Genomic DNA, 15572 nt, shown 5'->3' with positions numbered 1-15572 from the left:
TTCTCTCCCTTCTCATTTCATCTACCTATCTAAATATTGTACCACTTTCTCCAAGAAATGCGTAGTCCATTTGAAAATTTTTACCATCTGTTGGATAGTCCTTCTTTTCTATGTTATAATGAAGGAAGGATCTGAAGTCGGAAAAGGAGTATTTATGCTTAAATTAGGTGTCATCGGAACAAGCGCTATCAGTCATCATTTTGTAGAAGCTGCTCATGCTAGCGGAGAATACCAGCTGGTCGCAGTCTATTCTAGAAAACGAGAAACTGCCGCAACCTTTGCTTCTTGTTATCAAGATATCCAACTCTTTGATCAATTAGAAGACTTCTTTAAGTCTTCCTTTGATGTGGTCTATATCGCCAGTCCAAACTCCTTGCATTTTGTTCAAGCCAAGGCTGCCTTATCTGCTGGTAAGCACGTCATTCTTGAAAAACCAGCTGTCACTCAGCCACAAGAATGGCTGAATTTGAGACAGACAGCTGAGAAAAATCACTGTTTTATCTTTGAGGCAGCTCGTAATTACCACGAGGAAGCCTTTACCACTATCAAGAATTTTTTGGCAGACAAGCAAATTTGGGGAGCAGATTTCAACTATGTCAAGTATTCTTCCAAGATGCCTGACTTATTGGCTGGACAGACGCCAAATGTCTTTTCAGACCGTTTTGCTGGTGGAGCTCTTATGGACTTGGGGATTTATCCTCTCTACGCTGCCGTTCGCCTTTTTGGAAAGGCTCAGGACGCGACCTACCAAGCTCAACAGCTTGACAATAGCATTGACCTAAATGGAGATGGTATCCTCTTCTACCCTAACTTTCAAGTTCATATCAAGGCTGGGAAAAACATCACTTCCAATCTTCCTTGTGAGATTTACACAGCAGATGGAACCTTGACCCTTAACACGATTGAACATGTCCGCTCAGCTATTTTTAGCGACCACCAAGGAAATCAAGTTCAACTCCCTATCCAACAGGCTCCTCATACGATGACTGAGGAAGTTGCTGCGTTTGCTCAGATGATCCAGCAACCAGACCAGACACTTTACCAGAACTGGCTGGATGATGCAGGCTCTGTTCATGATTTACTCTATACCATGCGCCAGACTGCTGGCATTAGATTTGAGGCAGAAAAATGAAAACCAAACTACCGACTGAATGGCAGAAATTGAGTGACCAACTCGGTTTCCAAGAATTTACCCCCATTCAAACTCAACTATTTGAGCCTATACTTGCTGGAGAAAACCTCCTAGGAGTGAGCCCAACAGGAACTGGTAAGACCCTAGCTTACCTCCTGCCAAGTCTTCTCAGACTACAAAAGAAAAAAGCCCAGCAACTCTTGATCCTAGCACCAAATACGGAACTTGCTGGACAGATTTTTGACGTGTGTAAAACGTGGGCAGAGGCTATCGGCTTAACTGCTCAGCTCTTCTTATCAGGTTCGAGTCAGAAACGCCAGATTGAACGCCTCAAAAAAGGACCAGAAATTCTGATTGGAACACCTGGCCGTATCTTTGAGTTGATTAAATTGAAAAAGATCAAGATGATGAATGTAGAAACCATCATTCTGGATGAATTTGACCAATTGCTCGATGATTCTCAGATTCACTTTGTCGAAAAAATCACCCACTACGCACCTCGTGACCACCAACTCATCTACATGAGTGCGACGACCAAGTTTGACCAAGAAAAGATTGCACCAAACACGCGCACTATTGATCTCTCTGATCAAAAACTGGACAACATCCAACATTTCTACATGCAGGTAGACCAACGTCATCGAGTAGACATGCTACGAAAGCTAGCTCATGTTGAGGATTTCCGTGGTCTGGTCTTCTTTAACAGCTTGTCAGACCTTGGAAGTGCAGAGGAAAAACTACAGTATCGGGATGTCTTGGCTGTCTCCCTCGCTAGCGATGTCAATGTTAAATTCCGAAAAGTCATATTAGAAAAGTTTAAAGATAAGCAACTAACCCTGCTCCTTGCAACTGACCTTCTGGCTCGTGGTATCGACATTGATAGCTTGGAATGTGTTGTCAACTTCGACGTCCCTAGAGATATGGAAACCTATACCCACCGTGCTGGTCGTACAGGTCGCATGGGTAAAGAAGGCTATGTTATCACTCTGGTAACCCATCCTGAAGAACTTAAAAAACTCAAGAAATTCGCAAGTGTGCGTGAAATTGTTCTAAAAAATCAAGAACTCTATATCAAATAAGGTTGGCATTCGGCAACCTTTTTCTTATCCCCAAGTAATTTCCAATTGATAGCTGGCAAAAAGTTGTCCATCTTGATTTTGCAGTTGATAGGCGAGTTCAATCTTTTGCCCATCCAGTTGATAACGATTCGTTTGAATGATAAATTCCTGCATCCCCATTGGAGTCGGAATATAGGCTAAACTATCACTATCCTTTAGAAATCTCATAATAGTCTTCGGATTGGAAAAACGGGTCATCACCAGTTCTTGACCATGAAACTTGAGAACCACTTTTTCTTTTTCCTCATTATAAAAAAGCAGATAGCTATAATCCCCTTTTTCACGCACTTCAACGTCATAAAGCTGGTCAATCACTTCCAACTGCTCATCAAACTGAATCCTATTTCGCATCCGAATCTTCACATCAAATCCTCTTTCATGTCTCTTGTCCTACTATTTTACCAAAAAGAGCAGGATTTTGCTATAATGGTCATATGAATGAAAAAGTATTCCGTGACCCAGTTCACAACTACATCCACGTCAATAATCAGGTCATATACGACTTGATCAATACAAAAGAATTTCAACGTCTTCGCCGTATCAAACAGCTAGGGACTTCCAGTTATACCTTCCATGGTGGGGAGCACAGTCGCTTTTCCCACTGTTTGGGGGTCTATGAGATTGCACGACGCATCACAGAGATTTTTGAAGAAAAATATCCTAAAGAATGGGATCCTGCTGAGTCTCTCTTGACTATGACCGCTGCACTCCTTCATGACCTTGGGCATGGTGCTTACTCGCATACTTTTGAACATCTCTTTGATACAGACCACGAAGCCATCACTCAGGAAATCATCCAAAGTCCTGAGACAGAGATTCACCAAGTCCTGCTACAAGTAGCGCCCGATTTTCCGGAAAAGGTAGCCAGTGTCATTGACCATACCTACCCTAACAAACAGGTCGTACAGCTCATTTCTAGTCAGATTGATGCAGACCGCATGGACTATCTCTTGCGCGACTCCTATTTTACAGGAGCATCTTATGGGGAATTTGACCTGACTCGCATCCTTCGAGTCATTCGTCCAGTCGAAAATGGTATCGCCTTTCAGCGCAATGGCATGCACGCCATCGAAGACTATGTTCTCAGTCGCTACCAGATGTATATGCAGGTTTATTTCCACCCAGCAACACGGGCCATGGAGGTTCTCCTACAAAATCTCCTCAAACGCGCCAAGGAACTCTATCCTGAAGACAAGGACTTCTTTGCACGCACTTCTCCACATTTGCTACCTTTTTTTGAAAAGAAAGTTACTCTATCTGACTATCTGGCACTTGATGACGGCGTGATGAATACCTACTTCCAACTCTGGATGACCAGTCCTGACAAGATACTAGCCGACTTGTCACAACGTTTTGTCAACCGCAAGGTCTTTAAATCCATTACTTTTTCAGAAAAAGACCAAGACCAACTCGCAACCATGAGACAGCTGGTTGAAGAAATCGGCTTTGATCCAGACTACTATACTGCTATTCATAAGAACTTTGACCTCCCTTATGATATCTATCGTCCCGAATCTGAAAATCCACGGACACAGATTGAGATTCTACAGAAAAATGGTGAACTGGCAGAACTCTCTAGCCTGTCTCCTATCGTCCAATCTCTTGCTGGCAGCCGCCACGGAGACAATCGTTTCTATTTTCCAAAAGAAATGTTGGACCAAAACAGCATCTTCGCAAGCGTTACCCAGCAATTTTTACACTTGATTGAGAACGATCATTTTACCCCAAATAAGAACGAATAGAGGAAATTTATGAGTATTAAACTAATCGCCGTCGATATCGATGGTACCCTGGTTAACAGTAAAAAGGAAATCACTCCGGAAGTCTTTTCTGCCATCCAAGATGCCAAAGAAGCTGGTGTCAAAGTCGTAATTGCAACGGGTCGTCCTATCGCAGGTGTTGCCAAACTTCTGGACGACTTGCAATTGAGAGACGAGGGTGACTATGTCGTAACCTTCAATGGTGCCCTTGTTCAAGAAACTGCTACTGCCCATGAGATTATCAGCGAATCCTTGACCTATGAGGATTATCTGGATATGGAATTTCTCAGTCGCAAGCTCGGTGTCCACATGCACGCTATTACCAAGGACGGTATCTATACTGCCAATCGCAATATCGGAAAGTACACGGTGCACGAATCAACCCTCGTCAGCATGCCCATCTTCTACCGCACCCCTGAAGAAATGGCTGACAAGGAAATCGTCAAGTGTATGTTTATCGATGAACCGGAAATTCTCGATGCTGCGATTGAAAAGATACCAGCAGAATTTTACGAGCGCTACTCCATCAACAAATCTGCTCCTTTCTACCTCGAACTCCTTAAAAAGAATATAGACAAGGGTTCAGCTATTACCCATCTAGCTGAAAAACTCGGATTGACCAAAGATGAAACCATGGCGATCGGTGACGAAGAGAATGACCGCGCCATGCTGGAAGTCGTTGGCAACCCCGTTGTCATGGAAAATGGAAATCCAGAACTCAAAAAAATCGCCAAATACATCACCAAAACAAACGACGAATCCGGCGTCGCCCATGCTATCCGTACGTGGGTACTGTAAAATGCTTAAGGATAGAAAATAAACGACACCCCAAAAGTAGAGATGAGACTCTAACTTCTGGGGTGTTCTTTTTGATTTTTCGCCAAACCTTCTAATCAAATCATCTAAATAATCCCAGTCTATCTAGTTCTTTTAGGGCGGATTCTCTTGATGGGTATGGATTTCTATTGATGAAAATTTTTACTGTTTCGACGTGATGATAAAGATCCATGCTGATTTCTTTTAAATTATCAATAAAGACATCAAGTAGTTCTGGTTCAATGTTCTCTAAGGGAGAAGGAAGCTCTTTCTTATTTTCAAACTCAAAAGCTTCTTTAGCAGTCACACCTATTACATAACTAATGTTGTCCCACAAGAGACCATTCGCTTCATTTTCATCTAATTGCATGTAGATAAATATTCCACTGAAGTCTGTCCCATCATCTAAAAGGCGATAAAGTTCCTCTCCCCTTTTATCTCTATTCTCCAAAAAACTCCAACATGCATCCAAGGCGGTTCGAATATGTGAAGTATATTCTGTTTCCATACGATTCGCAATTGCCTCAGCAAAAATCAACATAAAATAACTAGTAAGCATATCCTCTCCTGATCTATGCTTGAACGAATGGCCTATTCATTCTCATCAGATAAAAATAGTGGTCCAAAGTAGTTTTTAACGAGATCATACTTTAGATATCCTTCTAATTCTGGTCCAGTTATTTGTGAAATAAGTTCCCTATTTTCAGCTAGAATTTGTTTGTAACTTAAGGAAAGAACCTCAAGTATGTCCTCGTCGACACTTTCAATCGTTTGTGGTAGGTAGATTTCTTCCGAAGCAATATATGAATAGTGACAAACTAAAACAAAGAAATTAGCGATACAGTTCCATACTAGTGGATTGGTTTTCTTATCCAATACCTGAAATGTCAAGATATCCTGCTCGTCTATATTTTCCAGTCGATTATATAAAATATCTGGGCAAAAATCACTCTCTTTATCAAGCTCCTGTTTTGAAAGTTTTAAGGAATCAAGGACAAACTCCTGATATTCTTTCTCACTGATAAGATCTACAAGACCGTACATCAACTCCTGTAAGAAGCGCAATAAATTTCTATTATCATTCATCAGTTTTCCTTCTATTACTAAAAACTAACTTGGTGATCCACTGAAAAACGTGGCACTCACTCTTCCTCTTCAAACATCAGAGCATCCAGTTCTTCTCTCTCTGCCGCAATCTCTTCAAAAGTAGAAATAAGATTATTTACTATTTCTAAGGTGATAATACCAGTCGAATCCCTCATCGTAACCTTGGTCCCAATAGCACTCAACTCACGGATGAGTTCTCTAACCTTTTTCAATTCATCCAAATCTAACATGTCTACTTCTATCACCGTGTCATGATCTTTGATTCTGGATTGGATTAAAGAAAAAGGCAAGGATGAATGGTTTCTTAACAACTTATAGGTCCCTGACTTGTCACCTATAGAATCTATACAAATAGCTAGCATCGTTTTTACTCCTTTATACTTGAAAACATCAGTATCCCATGTCTACAAGAAAGAGATATAAGCTTGAATCTCCTCTATCATGCATCGATTTGTCGTTCTTACTCTTATGGCTTGAAGCCATAAAGATAAAGCAAGCATAATAGCTTGCTTGAAAGTTAAGGAATTAAAAATTGATTTTCATAATCTTTTGGGAGCTCATAAGATATTTCTCCATTACTATTACCAAATCGACTCTGATTAAAAATTGGAAATAGCTTGGAGTCGTACACAGTTTTTATAACAAAACGTTCTCTTTCAAAACTAATAGTTGCAGCTACTGAGGGATCCTTAAAAACTGATTGTTTACCTTGGGAATGCAAGCGAACATCTATAGTAGCTACTTCTTCAGGATATTTTTCAAATCGAACATCAAAACGAATGTCGATACCTTCCGAAGGAATGTACATTTGATTGTTACTTACACTGATACTTTGAATCTTTCCTAATTTCTGTTCCAATTCTGGGTCGTTTCTATACAGGTCTGTTTGGATAGCTAGTTTGAAATTTTCCTCATGTTCTTGTAGCCATCTGTTAAGATTACGAATCATATTTTCTTTTTCAACTTGCCTGGAGGCATCCTTGCTCTTGCGATCAAGTTTATTCATAGTTTCAGTCAATTTATCTTGCTCTCGCTTCCAATCCCACGAGGGGTCACTTGATACCTCTACTACTGATAAGTACCATCTCCTCATAGTTTCAGGAGATTTATAAGGATTGGGTTTTATAAATGTAAAAGGACCTATACCAGCATCAGGAAAGTATAATTCTACTTTCATTGACTGCTTGCGATTATTATTAGCATAGGCTGTAAAGGAAATATGATAATTTCCACCTACATCTCCACCATTATCAAAGCCTCCCCTCGCAGAACCCGGTAAAAGCGTCACTGACTTTATATATTGCCCTTGACTGTCTATGTCTGCAATAATTTCGCTTTTGATAGAATCCGCATGATCATGAATAAACTTACCAGTGTTCCCAATCGGTATCCTAATTAACAAATATGACAAACCAACAATAATAAAGGGAACGGAAATCGCAAGGAATATCCACTTGTTCGATTTTAACATAATATCTCCTGATGCTCATTAAAAATCAGTTATAAAACAGCTTTTATAGTGCTTTATCTTTCAACTCGACGATTACTTTTTTCAATTTCATTCATTGATTATCCTCCCGTTGTTTAAATATAGTTAAATCTATTTGAACAGCCTCATCCTTAGATTCCATTAGTATTGAAATTCCATAGATTGTTCCACTAGAGTACCTTACTCTGATTCTACAGGTTGTATCCTCTGGTAAATCGTACTTATTTTTAAGATATTTATAGAGGTCAGAATGATTTTCTGGTTCATAGATAATATCACGAAGCTCTGTTTCTGCACTCTTAAAGGTTTCTTTTATATTCAAGGAAGCGAAATAATCTCTTTGTACTACCAAATTAAGAATTTCTTCATCATATAAAGGAGTTACCTCCGACCCATAATTTAACTTCCCATTAGAGTAAGTAACAGGAACTGTTTCTTTATTATCCCCAATTTTTATTGTATAGTCACCCTTAATGTCAGATTGGCTAGTATCTAAGAATACTTTATAATTCTTTACTACGTTTCCACTCTCTATATAAATACTATTTTTGTAAAGCTTTAATCCATTAAACTCCTTCTTGTCTTGCTCTAAAAATTTAAATATAGGTTCAAACGTTTTTTCAAATTCGTACTGTTCTTTTGTTCTGTTTTTTGGAATAGTTTCTCCGCCTGAACCACATCCATTTAGCGCAAAAAGGGTTAAAATCATTAACATTACACTAACAACCCAAAATAAGCGTTTATTTTCCTTCATCTCTTTCTCCTATACATTCTATGCCTATTATAACATAAAAGAGAGCGTTTCCGCTCTCTTTGTCACTCTGGTACTTCTACCTTCAAGCTCATATCTGTATTCTGTAATGTCTTCTGAACCGCAGCGAGAAAGGCTAGTCCATTATCAGACGGAGAATACTGGAATGTGATATGGATGACTTTTTTGTCAAAGCTATCGCCATATCGCTCCACGTACTGCTTACTTTCGAGGAAGTAGATATAGTTGTTGAGTTTTTCTTGAAGCTTCAACAAATGCTCCTCTTCCAGAGATTCTATCCATTTATTTTCATCAATTAACAACAACTCTAGATGGTCATCAGAGACACCCATAGCATCGATACTTGTAACGTCTAGTTCAATTTTCTCATCTGTTTTAATGAAACCTACTACCTCTGGTGGATTGTAGTATTTTTCCTTGAATTCCTTAAGAATCTTCTCTACCTTTTCTTCATCACACTGTCTGTATAATGGACTACGGTCTAATACATTACAGAGTCTTTCATAGGTATAAGTACGTTTCTGTTCATCTGATAATTTTGAAATGCTTTCTATAATATTTCTTACTAACTCATCTGTTTCAATAACAAAGGGAAGGCTTGTATATCTTCTTAAACGACTGCCTTGCATAGAAATATAATCAGTTACCTTATCTAATTTGACTAGGTCAACCGATAAGCTAAAATCTTTCAAGATTTCAAAGGTTCTGCGCGCTATATCCTTATCACCTTCCACATACAAAGGGTATAAGCAATATTCCATTAATACTCCAATATCTGTACTATCCACTTCATAAGAATCTCGTTGTCGAAAACGATACTTAGCTTTTGTCCCTAGAAAAACTTCAGCTTCTTTCCCTTCCTTCATTATTTCACGATAGTCTTTTACAAAATTTTGATAGTTTTCTTTATTTTTCAATTTATATGTCTGCATTTAGTTACTCCATTGGTTAATTCTAAAAATTCCTTCAATTTGCTCAATTTTATTAGTGCCTGGTTCATAGACGCGTGGATTTTTGATTTCATAATAGCCTTGACGTTCAATCGCAGATAGAAAATCATCGTAAGAATGCCCCTTTGTGTCAATCGTTGGCATAAGTAGTTCGCTATTTAGAAATGCTAAATAATCTTTTTATAAATATAGTCTCATTATACCACAAAAAGAGAGCGTTTCTGCTCCCTTTTTTACTCTGGCAATTCTACCTTCAAGATCATATCCGTCGGTTGCAATACCTGCTGAACAGCTGCGAGGAAGGCTAAGCCATTATCCGATGAGGAATACTGGAATGTGATATGGATGACTTTTTTGTCAAATTGATCACCATATCGCTCCACATACTGCTTACTTTCGAGGAAGTGAATGTAATTATTCATTTTTTCTTGCAGAATTTCCAGATGGACTGCTTCTATCTCTTCCTCCCAGCCAACTGGATCAACTAGAAGAAGTTCCAAATGATTATCAACAATACCAATAGCGTCAAGTTCGCTAGGTTCCAGTTCCGAAACAATGGCTTTGGTAACAATTTGTCTAAATTCCTCTGCTGTAAAAAGACGACGAGTATTTCCTGGGTTTTTTAAAATAAAAGAAGGATGATTTTCGATGAAGAGCTTACCAGACTCATCTTGTGTATACTGTTTTTTTGATTTCCAAAAACCATATTGCGCATAAGTCATCAATTCTTTGCCAGTATGCTCTCCCGACATATAACTATCTGCAGCTTCTTTGGGGATTTCTTGAACTACTTCTGGCATGGTAATATTAAAAGTTGGATAACGCAAGAAATACTTATCACCATCTTGACAAATTTCCAACATATCTTTTTGACTTACATAAATTGATTCCATTCTTATCTCCTTTGTCTTTTACCAAATGTCTATATTTATTCCCTATTTTGAGGCTGTTTATATGAAGTCATCCTCTTTACCATAAAGGCCAGCGCCCCGTTTCAGCATAAATCATGACTTCGTATGCTCCCCTAGAAGATTCAAATGCTCTATCCATCAGTTCTTTAGTAATAGGATAGCGAACTTCTGGCCCCATGGCTCCTCCAACTTCTTTAAAGAAGCTAATTTCGTAATAACCATCTGTCTCATATACAATAAATCCATTGCCTCTATGTACAATCGTATCCGATTGATTACAATCTTCTAACTCATCTGCTTTAGGCCAACGATGATGTTCACAATAAAACATTACTTCTAAAGAATCTTTTTCTGATTTTGAAACACGTTCTGCTAATTCCTGGCTAATGGGAAAGTTAAGCACTTCTTTCCCTCTACTCCACAGAATCTCATAATCCTTATTGTTTTTTAATACCGTACAATTTTTGTATTGCAGCATTTCTATTGTCATATACATCGACTTTCTTTACTTTTTTAATTCTTCTCTTTCATAGGCAAAAAAGATCTAGTTGGTGCGAGCATTTCTTATCAAGCTCCCCATGATCTTCTTTCGCTTGTGCAAATTATTGGCTAAACACAAATAGACAATAAACAAAAGCATCGAGTGGAAAAATAATGGCAAAAAACTAGGATATAACAGGAAGACGACTAAAGATACTAACAAACTAATAAAGCTACCACGAATTACAGAAGAAACAACAGCTCCACTTTTCTTTACTACCTCTAGGAATTCTAAGAACTCCAAATCTGTAAATAAAGCAGGATACAAATCCAAATCTTTCTTAAAATGGACATCTAGCAATTTCCCGAAAAGTAAGGAAAGACAAGAGAATAAAATCAAATAAATATACTTGTGAGCAGGTATACTAAAGATTGTCAATCCATTCAGAAATCTGATAAAAGGAAGAACGAGCAATACCAGAGACAAAATAACGTACTGTTGACTCTTAAAAGATCTTTCTGGAATCGAAAAAAACAATTTCTTTGTCTTTAAGTCATAGTAAACTAATTTGTTCTTAAACTCTCCTAGATGAACTAGTCCAGTATAATGTTTATTCTTTTCTATCATTTCCACTCCCTTTCTAACCATAATCAAATGATATAAGCTTTTTCATAGCTTCAGTGAACTGGATTAGAGCTCTCTAATATCTGGAATTCAGTTTCATTATATATCTCTTTTACTTGAGTAGCGATACATAATCATCTGGAAGTTTGCCTCTCCAGTCAATCCACATTTGCACAGCAATTGGAATTAATCTTTCAAGCTCTTCCTGAGTAAATAACTCTCTAGTTTCAGGTAAATCAATTAATGATGTCGGACTCTCTTCTATAAATCGTTTCTCACTAGCTTTCTTTTCTTCTTCCGTCGGTGGCCAACAATCGTTTTGAACCTTCCAAGATATTTCAAGTAGAGTCCGTTCTCCACTCTCTAGTAAGGTAAATAATTCTTGTGGTAATTCATAGACAACTAACCAAGAAGCTACGGTTCCCTCTTCTGAAACTAAATAATACTTGTTATCATTTCTCCAGATGGATTTTCCGTAACCTTTTACTTCTTCGAATTGGATAACATCTTCCCATTGTAGTTTTGTTGGTTTCATTTTATACCTTCCTTACTTAAGTGGTGATACATAATCATCTGGAAATTTGCCTTCAGATTCGATCCAAATCGTCTCTGCAATAGGCATTAACTCTTTTAATTCTTCTTGTGTAAAAAGTAATTGATTTTTCGGATTAGCTATCAGTATCTTTGGTCGTTCTTTGGCTCTTCCTCTTTTTATTTTATTGATTTCTTCTTCCATCGGTGGCCAACGATCGTGCTTAATCTTCCAAGATATTTCGAGTAGCGATCTCTCTCCACTTTCTAATAAGGCAAACAGCTCATTTGGTAATTTATAAACTACACGCTGAGGGGCAATTCCTCCCTCCTCATCAACATAATAAAGATGATTACCATCTCTCCAGATATGCTGACCGTAACCTTTTACCTCTTCAAATTGGATAACATCTTCCCATTGTAGTTTTGTTGGTTTCATTTGTATTTTCCCTTTTCTTATAACCCTTTCAGACTAAACTAGTAGAGCACTCATAATCTTTTTTATTTGGTATTCCAACATGATAGAACTACCTTAAAAATCAATGTTAACGTTTCCCATTATTATACCATACAAGCGCTTGATATGAGGGGTTTGCTAGTTAAAAACTAACAAAAAAACACTAGCTATCCAGTGTTTTGTTTCTAGTTTACTGCCCCCTGCAGGAATCGAACCTGCAACTACTCCTTAGGAGGGAGTTGTTATATCCATTGAACTAAGGGAGCTAGAGAAAAACCCTGCTGGGTGAGCAGAGTTTTTTAGTCGAATTAACGACGGATTTCTTTGATACGAGCTGCTTTACCTTGAAGAGCACGCAAGTAGTACAATTTCGCACGACGTACTTTACCGTAACGAACAACTTCGATCTTTTCAACACGTGGAGTGTGGATTGGGAAGATACGCTCAACACCTACACCGTTAGAGATTTTACGAACTGTGTAGTTTTCTGAGATGCCTGCACCTTTACGTGCAATAACAACACCTTCAAAAATCTGGATACGTTCACGGTTACCTTCGACAACTTTCGCGTGTACACGAACAGTGTCACCAGGACGGAATGATGGGATATCTGTACGAAGTTGACCTTCAGTCAAGCTTTGGATTAATGGATTCATTTTATTCTCCTATCTTTGTCAATCTTGAGGAACCTTCCTCAGCGGATAAACTGTATTTTTGTGCGTCCATTACACACAAGATACAGTTTACCAAATTTCCACCTAAAAGTAAAGAAATTTATAGCAGAATTCCTAAAAAAATCGCTAGAAAACCGCCTATATAAGTTAAGAGAAAATAGCTATAAAATACCTTCTTGTCACTGATTAGTCTTTGTAGCTCGTCATTCAAGGTTGAAAAGGTCGTTAACCCTCCACAAAAACCTGTCGCTAGGATGGCATAGATTTCCTTGGACTCCACATGATTGTAGAGTAGGCCGATCAAAAAACAACCTAAAAGATTGGCTATAAGCGTTCCGAGGGGCAATTTAGAAGCTTGATTATAGCGGGAAAAGAAATACCGCACCAGGGCTCCGAACCCGCAGGCGATTGCAAGATAAACGATTACCATTTCTTCCTCCCTAGAACATAAGCCAAGAGTAGACCTCCTCCAATACTCAAAAGCAGATAGATGATTAAGCTAAGATAACGCCCGGTATCAAGCAGTTTTACTGCATCAAGCATTAGGCTAGAAAAGGTTGTCAGGCCACCGCAAAAACCCGTCCCCAGCGCCAAAATTAAGCCTTTACTAGTTCCCTTATGGGCCAGATAGCCTTTTACCAGATAGACCAGGCAGAATATTCCCAGATAGTTGACAAGGAGGGTACCCCAAGGAAAGTCGGGACTGGCTGGTAACCAAGTAGAAACCAGGTAGCGGACAAGGCCTCCCAACATAGCAGCCAGAAAAATCCCGAGCGGATAAAATTGTTCTTTTTTCATTTGATGTTTTGATCCTGATAATCACGCGAACGTTTGAGAATGTCTGAAAAAGTCGCAACAATGGTCTCCTGGTAGCGCTTATCTTCTACTCGATTTTTGACCTTTTCAAAAATGATTTCTTCTCGCTTGGAATCTAAAATAGGTTTTCCTGAGGCTTTCTTATAGGCAACTACTCCCTCAACCAAATGCATCCGTTCTTCTAGGAGCTTGACGATTTGATCGTCAATTTGATCAATTTCTTGCCGAATAATATCTAAGTTCATACAGTCTCCTCCTTTATTTGAATTATTGTATCAAAAAGCCTCTAAATAGGCTAGTAAAATCCCAAAAAACTAATAAAAAAACGCACTGACTTCTTCCAGTCAGCGCAGTTTGATTCTTATCCTACTTTTGCAGCCAATTCTTCTGCGAATTGTTCCAAACGTTCGATGTCTTCTTCTTCGGCAGAGAGGTCCACTTTAACACACTCTGAACCTTTTTCAGCTCCTGTCGCTACAAATACACGATCAAAGTCATCAACAGCCTTACAGAATTCGTCGTAGAAGGTATCTCCTGAACCGACCACTCCGTAGATTTTGCCATTCAAGTTGAGATCAGCTAGGTCTTCGTAGAAGTCCATCATCTCATCTGGCAATTCTCCATCTCCGTAAGTGTAAGTCGCAACAATTGCGATATCCGCTTCCAAGAAGTCTGAAGCGTCAACAGTCGTACATTCATCAACATCGACATCCAAGCCCAAGTCACGCAATTTATCTGCTACAATATCTGCAATTTCTTCGGTATTACCGGTCATACTGGCAAATACAATTTTTGCTAATGCCATATCGTCCTCCTCAATTTATCTTTCTCCATTATATCATATCTTTTTCATTTTAAAAATAAAAATTCTTGTGCTACAATGAAATGAGAAAGAATTGAGGTTACTTATGGAAATTTGCCAGCAAATTTTAGAGAAAATCAAAGAATACGATACCATTATCATTCATCGTCATATGAAACCAGATCCAGATGCCTTAGGGAGTCAGGTAGGTTTAAAAGCTCTTCTCACACACCATTTTCCAGAAAAGACCATCAAAGCAGTCGGTTATAACGAACCAACTCTAACCTGGATGGCGGAAATGGATACTGTCCAAGACAATGACTACCAAGGAGCTCTTGCTATTATTTGTGATACAGCGAATCGCCCTCGTATCGATGATAAACGCTACGAACAAGCTAATTTCACCATCAAAATCGATCACCATCCAAATGATGACATCTATGGTGACCTATCTTGGGTGGATACAAGTTCAAGCAGCGCCAGTGAGATGATTGCATTATTTGCTCAAGAAAATCAGCTAACTTTGTCTAGTGAAGCGGCACGACTTCTCTATGCAGGAATTGTCGGGGACACAGGGCGTTTTCTCTACCCTTCAACCAGTGCCCGTACCTTTAGAATAGCTGGCCAGCTCCGAGAAATTGATTTTGACTTTGCTGGACTGTCTCGTCAAATGGATACCATGAGCTTCAAGATTGCAAAACTGCAAGGGTATGTCTATGATCATTTAGAAGTTGATGAGAATGGAGCTGCACGCGTTCTACTTACTCAAGACACCTTGGAAAAATATAAGGTTACGGATGCTGAAACAGCTGCAATTGTCGGAGCACCTGGCCGAATTGATACTGTTAAGGCTTGGGCTATCTTTGTTGAACAAGCTGATGGTCACTTCCGTGTGCGTATGCGCAGTAAAATCACTCCTATCAATGAGATTGCCAAACGACACGACGGAGGAGGGCATCCATTAGCCAGTGGCGCCAATTCCTATAGTCTAGAAGAAAACGAACAAATATACAAAGAACTAAAAGAGGCCCTACAGATGCACCAAGGCTAAGAAAGAATTTTCTTGGCCTTTTATATGCTAGATTCTTAAAATATACGGTTTCTTTGTACCTCAGTTTATGGTATAATAAAT

The 15572-nt window shown here is 38.8% G+C and carries 22 protein-coding genes and 1 tRNA gene; 5 read left to right on the top strand and 18 right to left on the bottom strand.

The window, feature by feature from the left end; all coding sequences use genetic code 11:
* The first annotated feature begins 154 nt into the window (after positions 1–154).
* Both O3622_RS00565 and O3622_RS00560 read left to right on the top strand, forming a co-directional pair.
* A complete protein-coding gene (locus O3622_RS00565) occupies positions 155–1132 on the top strand; it encodes a Gfo/Idh/MocA family protein (protein WP_000915918.1) in 978 nt (325 codons plus the stop codon).
* Complete coding sequence (locus O3622_RS00560; RefSeq protein WP_000850598.1) at positions 1129–2211, top strand: DEAD/DEAH box helicase; 1083 nt, start codon at positions 1129–1131, stop codon at positions 2209–2211. Before O3622_RS00565 ends, O3622_RS00560 begins: the two co-directional genes overlap by 4 nt.
* Before the next feature lie 24 nt (positions 2212–2235).
* On the opposite strand, the gene O3622_RS00555 is transcribed toward O3622_RS00560, so the two are convergent.
* The gene (locus tag O3622_RS00555) at positions 2236–2613 is read right to left on the bottom strand and encodes a DUF1934 domain-containing protein (protein WP_083800483.1); all 378 of its coding nucleotides are present in this window, start codon (positions 2611–2613) and stop codon (positions 2236–2238) included.
* Between the two features lie 71 nt (positions 2614–2684).
* Between O3622_RS00555 and O3622_RS00550 the strand changes: the two genes are divergently transcribed.
* A complete protein-coding gene (locus O3622_RS00550; RefSeq protein ID WP_001003532.1) occupies positions 2685–3992 on the top strand; it encodes an HD domain-containing protein in 1308 nt (435 codons plus the stop codon).
* A gap of 9 nt (positions 3993–4001) precedes the next feature.
* Positions 4002–4808 (top strand): sugar-phosphatase, encoded by an 807-nt coding sequence (gene yidA, locus O3622_RS00545; protein ID WP_000023482.1) that lies wholly within the window; start codon positions 4002–4004, stop codon positions 4806–4808.
* 100 nt (positions 4809–4908) lie between these two features.
* Here the strand turns inward: yidA and O3622_RS00540 are convergent, their stop codons facing one another.
* From O3622_RS00540 to O3622_RS00460, 17 genes are all read right to left on the bottom strand, one after another.
* A complete protein-coding gene (locus tag O3622_RS00540; protein WP_000958200.1) occupies positions 4909–5385 on the bottom strand; it encodes an Imm6 family immunity protein in 477 nt (158 codons plus the stop codon).
* Positions 5386–5417: 32 nt separating this feature from the next.
* Positions 5418–5912 (bottom strand): Imm6 family immunity protein, encoded by a 495-nt coding sequence (locus O3622_RS00535; RefSeq protein ID WP_049478040.1) that lies wholly within the window; start codon positions 5910–5912, stop codon positions 5418–5420.
* 56 nt (positions 5913–5968) lie between these two features.
* The gene (locus tag O3622_RS00530; RefSeq protein ID WP_002879942.1) at positions 5969–6163 is read right to left on the bottom strand and encodes a hypothetical protein; all 195 of its coding nucleotides are present in this window, start codon (positions 6161–6163) and stop codon (positions 5969–5971) included.
* A gap of 287 nt (positions 6164–6450) precedes the next feature.
* Positions 6451–7404 (bottom strand): hypothetical protein, encoded by a 954-nt coding sequence (locus O3622_RS00525; RefSeq protein ID WP_049520765.1) that lies wholly within the window; start codon positions 7402–7404, stop codon positions 6451–6453.
* A 91-nt stretch (positions 7405–7495) separates the two neighbouring features.
* Positions 7496–8176, bottom strand: coding sequence for a hypothetical protein (locus O3622_RS00520; RefSeq protein WP_371606878.1), 681 nt, complete (start codon positions 8174–8176; stop codon positions 7496–7498).
* A 62-nt stretch (positions 8177–8238) separates the two neighbouring features.
* Entirely contained in the window at positions 8239–9126 is an 888-nt protein-coding gene (gene ifs, locus O3622_RS00515; protein ID WP_371606877.1) for an NAD glycohydrolase toxin immunity factor, read from the bottom strand.
* Positions 9127–9288: a hypothetical protein gene (locus O3622_RS00510; RefSeq protein ID WP_001142077.1), complete on the bottom strand. Its 162-nt coding sequence runs from the start codon at positions 9286–9288 to the stop codon at positions 9127–9129.
* Positions 9289–9377: 89 nt separating this feature from the next.
* Positions 9378–10037: a DUF6572 domain-containing protein gene (locus O3622_RS00505; protein WP_371606876.1), complete on the bottom strand. Its 660-nt coding sequence runs from the start codon at positions 10035–10037 to the stop codon at positions 9378–9380.
* A 76-nt stretch (positions 10038–10113) separates the two neighbouring features.
* Positions 10114–10545, bottom strand: a complete 432-nt coding sequence (locus O3622_RS00500) for a hypothetical protein (protein ID WP_008278436.1) — start codon at positions 10543–10545, stop codon at positions 10114–10116.
* A gap of 727 nt (positions 10546–11272) precedes the next feature.
* Positions 11273–11695 carry a hypothetical protein gene (locus O3622_RS00495; protein WP_000805164.1) on the bottom strand — a complete coding sequence of 141 codons (423 nt, stop codon included), beginning with the start codon at positions 11693–11695 and terminating at the stop codon, positions 11273–11275.
* Between the two features lie 12 nt (positions 11696–11707).
* Positions 11708–12130, bottom strand: coding sequence for a hypothetical protein (locus tag O3622_RS00490; protein WP_000805166.1), 423 nt, complete (start codon positions 12128–12130; stop codon positions 11708–11710).
* 212 nt (positions 12131–12342) lie between these two features.
* Positions 12343–12414, bottom strand: a tRNA-Arg gene (locus O3622_RS00485).
* A gap of 42 nt (positions 12415–12456) precedes the next feature.
* Positions 12457–12804, bottom strand: a complete 348-nt coding sequence (rplS, locus tag O3622_RS00480) for a 50S ribosomal protein L19 (RefSeq protein ID WP_001068669.1) — start codon at positions 12802–12804, stop codon at positions 12457–12459.
* Positions 12805–12922: 118 nt separating this feature from the next.
* Positions 12923–13252: a fluoride efflux transporter CrcB gene (crcB, locus tag O3622_RS00475; protein ID WP_000237393.1), complete on the bottom strand. Its 330-nt coding sequence runs from the start codon at positions 13250–13252 to the stop codon at positions 12923–12925.
* Positions 13246–13620 (bottom strand): fluoride efflux transporter CrcB, encoded by a 375-nt coding sequence (gene crcB / locus O3622_RS00470; protein WP_000712101.1) that lies wholly within the window; start codon positions 13618–13620, stop codon positions 13246–13248. Before crcB (O3622_RS00470) ends, crcB (O3622_RS00475) begins: the two co-directional genes overlap by 7 nt.
* On the bottom strand, positions 13617–13883 hold the full coding sequence (locus tag O3622_RS00465) for a chorismate mutase (RefSeq protein WP_371606875.1): 267 nt from the start codon (positions 13881–13883) through the stop codon (positions 13617–13619). Before O3622_RS00465 ends, crcB (O3622_RS00470) begins: the two co-directional genes overlap by 4 nt.
* 116 nt (positions 13884–13999) lie before the next feature.
* On the bottom strand, positions 14000–14443 hold the full coding sequence (locus O3622_RS00460) for a flavodoxin (protein WP_001162125.1): 444 nt from the start codon (positions 14441–14443) through the stop codon (positions 14000–14002).
* Between the two features lie 103 nt (positions 14444–14546).
* Between O3622_RS00460 and O3622_RS00455 the strand changes: the two genes are divergently transcribed.
* Positions 14547–15491, top strand: coding sequence for a bifunctional oligoribonuclease/PAP phosphatase NrnA (locus O3622_RS00455; protein ID WP_000401790.1), 945 nt, complete (start codon positions 14547–14549; stop codon positions 15489–15491).
* The last annotated feature ends 81 nt before the right edge of the window (positions 15492–15572 follow it).

Source organism: Streptococcus sp. 27098_8_51 (assembly GCF_041432205.1).
GTDB lineage: Bacteria > Bacillota > Bacilli > Lactobacillales > Streptococcaceae > Streptococcus.
The sequence above is the reverse complement of the archived record's forward strand: the minus strand, read 5'-3'. Positions and strand labels throughout refer to the sequence as shown.

Bases quoted from the DNA above. Each gene is read 5' to 3' on its own strand.
- O3622_RS00540 (WP_000958200.1), bottom strand. From the start codon at position 5,385: ATGCTTACTAGTTATTTTATGTTGATTTTTGCTGAGGCAATTGCGAAT.
- O3622_RS00530 (WP_002879942.1), bottom strand. From the start codon at position 6,163: ATGTTAGATTTGGATGAATTGAAAAAGGTTAGAGAACTCATCCGTGAG.
- O3622_RS00535 (WP_049478040.1), bottom strand. From the start codon at position 5,912: ATGAATGATAATAGAAATTTATTGCGCTTCTTACAGGAGTTGATGTAC.
- O3622_RS00490 (WP_000805166.1), bottom strand. From the start codon at position 12,130: ATGAAACCAACAAAACTACAATGGGAAGATGTTATCCAATTTGAAGAG.
- ifs (WP_371606877.1), bottom strand. From the start codon at position 9,126: ATGCAGACATATAAATTGAAAAATAAAGAAAACTATCAAAATTTTGTA.
- O3622_RS00560 (WP_000850598.1), top strand. From the start codon at position 1,129: ATGAAAACCAAACTACCGACTGAATGGCAGAAATTGAGTGACCAACTC.
- crcB (WP_000237393.1), bottom strand. From the start codon at position 13,252: ATGGTAATCGTTTATCTTGCAATCGCCTGCGGGTTCGGAGCCCTGGTG.
- O3622_RS00505 (WP_371606876.1), bottom strand. From the start codon at position 10,037: ATGGAATCAATTTATGTAAGTCAAAAAGATATGTTGGAAATTTGTCAA.
- yidA (WP_000023482.1), top strand. From the start codon at position 4,002: ATGAGTATTAAACTAATCGCCGTCGATATCGATGGTACCCTGGTTAAC.
- O3622_RS00520 (WP_371606878.1), bottom strand. From the start codon at position 8,176: ATGAAGGAAAATAAACGCTTATTTTGGGTTGTTAGTGTAATGTTAATG.
- O3622_RS00510 (WP_001142077.1), bottom strand. From the start codon at position 9,288: ATGCCAACGATTGACACAAAGGGGCATTCTTACGATGATTTTCTATCT.
- O3622_RS00465 (WP_371606875.1), bottom strand. From the start codon at position 13,883: ATGAACTTAGATATTATTCGGCAAGAAATTGATCAAATTGACGATCAA.
- crcB (WP_000712101.1), bottom strand. From the start codon at position 13,620: ATGAAAAAAGAACAATTTTATCCGCTCGGGATTTTTCTGGCTGCTATG.
- O3622_RS00455 (WP_000401790.1), top strand. From the start codon at position 14,547: ATGGAAATTTGCCAGCAAATTTTAGAGAAAATCAAAGAATACGATACC.
- O3622_RS00460 (WP_001162125.1), bottom strand. From the start codon at position 14,443: ATGGCATTAGCAAAAATTGTATTTGCCAGTATGACCGGTAATACCGAA.
- rplS (WP_001068669.1), bottom strand. From the start codon at position 12,804: ATGAATCCATTAATCCAAAGCTTGACTGAAGGTCAACTTCGTACAGAT.
- O3622_RS00525 (WP_049520765.1), bottom strand. From the start codon at position 7,404: ATGTTAAAATCGAACAAGTGGATATTCCTTGCGATTTCCGTTCCCTTT.
- O3622_RS00565 (WP_000915918.1), top strand. From the start codon at position 155: ATGCTTAAATTAGGTGTCATCGGAACAAGCGCTATCAGTCATCATTTT.
- O3622_RS00495 (WP_000805164.1), bottom strand. From the start codon at position 11,695: ATGAAACCAACAAAACTACAATGGGAAGATGTTATCCAATTCGAAGAA.
- O3622_RS00550 (WP_001003532.1), top strand. From the start codon at position 2,685: ATGAATGAAAAAGTATTCCGTGACCCAGTTCACAACTACATCCACGTC.
- O3622_RS00500 (WP_008278436.1), bottom strand. From the start codon at position 10,545: ATGACAATAGAAATGCTGCAATACAAAAATTGTACGGTATTAAAAAAC.